General features: G+C 36.3%; 3 protein-coding genes and 2 pseudogenes. 2 read left to right on the top strand and 3 right to left on the bottom strand.

The window, feature by feature from the left end; translation table 11 throughout:
* A pseudogene (locus FTT98_RS17775) lies at nucleotides 1–99 on the bottom strand (mobilization protein); the annotation flags it as partial.
* Between the two features lie 209 nt (nucleotides 100–308).
* Here FTT98_RS17775 and FTT98_RS17770 point away from each other — a divergent pair.
* Both FTT98_RS17770 and FTT98_RS17765 read left to right on the top strand, forming a co-directional pair.
* Nucleotides 309–596, top strand: coding sequence for a mobilization protein (locus FTT98_RS17770; RefSeq protein WP_180177625.1), 288 nt, complete (start codon nucleotides 309–311; stop codon nucleotides 594–596).
* Between the two features lie 2 nt (nucleotides 597–598).
* Nucleotides 599–910 (top strand): HU family DNA-binding protein, encoded by a 312-nt coding sequence (locus tag FTT98_RS17765; protein ID WP_180177624.1) that lies wholly within the window; start codon nucleotides 599–601, stop codon nucleotides 908–910.
* Here the strand turns inward: FTT98_RS17765 and FTT98_RS17760 are convergent.
* Entirely contained in the window at nucleotides 907–1,203 is a 297-nt protein-coding gene (locus FTT98_RS17760) for a hypothetical protein (RefSeq protein WP_180177623.1), read from the bottom strand. The two genes, FTT98_RS17765 and FTT98_RS17760, sit on opposite strands and share 4 nt — an antisense overlap.
* Nucleotides 1,200–1,401: pseudogene (locus FTT98_RS17755) on the bottom strand (RepB family plasmid replication initiator protein); the annotation flags it as partial. The gene FTT98_RS17760 and the pseudogene FTT98_RS17755, both read right to left, overlap by 4 nt.

The raw sequence follows: 1,401 nt of genomic DNA, 5'->3' as shown, positions 1-1,401 counted from the left end.
ATCTTCGAGTTTTTCCCCTGCACGATATGCAGATGATGCAACCGCAGTTCGCCCCGAACTTCGGTTCACCGTTTTAGTGGAACAATGATAAATTGCCATGCAGTCGCCTTGGGGTGCTTTTGCTTTTAAAAAATTGCGTAGCAGTTTTTTGGGGTTAAGGGGATTCCCCTTACGCAAACTTTGACTTGGATGAAATCCAAGTCGTAAGTGCGCATTTCATGAAAAACACGATAGCATATTACCCGCTTGAATTTCAATTCATAGGGTCTTATGCTTGAGTGGTTTTCTATATTCCGAAATTAACCGTTATGACTAAATCTGCTGAAAATATCGAAAAGAAAATTGAAGCCCAGTTAGAGAAGCTGAAACAGTTAAAAGCACAGAAACAGGCTATTGAAGCAAGAGAACGTACCAAAAAGAAAGAACAGGAGCGCAAGGATGATACTCGGCGTAAAATTTTGCTCGGTTCTTACTTAATTAAAAAGATGCAATCTAATGAAGCTAACAAAGAAAAAATACTCACGGAACTTAATGAATATTTAACTGAAAATAGAGATAGACAGCTTTTTGACTTACCAAATATTGAGGAAAATTAATTATGAATAAAGCGGATTTAATTGCCAAATTAGCGCCTAAATTAAATATTAATCAAGACGAAGCAAGAGTTGTGCTTAATTCTGTTCTTGAAGTCATTACAGAAGCCCTAGTTGAAGATAAAAATGTCCGATTAGTTGATTTTGGGACTTTTGAAGTAAAACAGCGTGCCGAAAGAATGGGGCATAATCCTAAAACTGGCGAAAAACTTAAAATTGAAGCTAAGGAAATCGTCACTTTTAAACAAGGAAAGGCCTTGGGAGAGCAATTTATTGTTAAGCCAAAGCAAAAAATTAAAGCTAAGAAGAAAGCCTAATTTTTCTTAGCTCTCTGTTGTTCTTGTTCGGCTTTATACTCTGGAATTAGCTCATTTAAGACCTTTTGGATATTTTCTTTATCTTCGATCTGCAAATTATCCCGATAGTAAATTAAGTCCTCTATTTTGCTTTCCAGCTGCATTCTTTCGGTGGGTTCGGCATCTTTGGATAGTCGGGATAATAGGAAGATATAACCGCATATATTTTCCCTCGCAATTTCATAATTTACGATGTCGAGGTATTCAACGGTCACATGCTTTAGATCGGTTGATAGGTTATTTAATTTAATCATGGCTGAAATCCTGATTTTTCTAAAATTGGATAAAGCTCTCTGAATTTTTCAGGCTCTAAAAGCATATCAGCGATACGAATAGCAAATTGTTGGTAGCTTTCTGTACCTTGTGAATATTTCCCCATTTCAGGCATTTCTGACATTTTTTTTGCAAATAAATGGCGTTGTGCATCGGTCATTTTGACAAAAAAGTCAGGT

This window comes from Acinetobacter sp. YH12039 (assembly GCF_013420015.1).
Classification (GTDB): domain Bacteria; phylum Pseudomonadota; class Gammaproteobacteria; order Pseudomonadales; family Moraxellaceae; genus Acinetobacter; species Acinetobacter amyesii.
The sequence above is the reverse complement of the archived record's forward strand: the minus strand, read 5'-3'. Positions and strand labels throughout refer to the sequence as shown.

Excerpts from the sequence above, each read along its gene's own strand:
- FTT98_RS17770 (WP_180177625.1), top strand. The coding sequence starts at position 309 with ATGACTAAATCTGCTGAAAATATCGAAAAGAAAATTGAAGCCCAGTTA.
- FTT98_RS17765 (WP_180177624.1), top strand. The coding sequence starts at position 599 with ATGAATAAAGCGGATTTAATTGCCAAATTAGCGCCTAAATTAAATATT.
- FTT98_RS17760 (WP_180177623.1), bottom strand. The coding sequence starts at position 1,203 with ATGATTAAATTAAATAACCTATCAACCGATCTAAAGCATGTGACCGTT.